We start from the raw sequence: 232 nt of genomic DNA, 5'->3' as shown, positions 1-232 counted from the left end.
CCAAAATCATAAAAAAGTCCATCTGCTTCATTTGAAACAACTGGATACACTGACTTATATGAAAAATCAAATTTATTAGGATTAGATTGATTATCTGTATATAGATCGTTGCAACCTACAGATACCCAATTCTTAGTGTAATCATCTACAACCCATGAGCTATCACTATTAATTGTCTTTCCTTCTACAAAAGCTGTCGGTAATATGCAAGGTTTACCGTCAGCTTTTGTAG

1 pseudogene is annotated in these 232 nt (G+C 33.2%); it reads right to left on the bottom strand.

The features are described 5' to 3' along the window. Window positions 1-232, bottom strand: a pseudogene (locus ACX6CF_RS26420) (hypothetical protein); the annotation flags it as partial.

The sequence above is a fragment of the Vallitalea sediminicola genome, from assembly GCF_054408565.1.
This window is presented reverse-complemented; position numbering and strand designations above follow the sequence as displayed.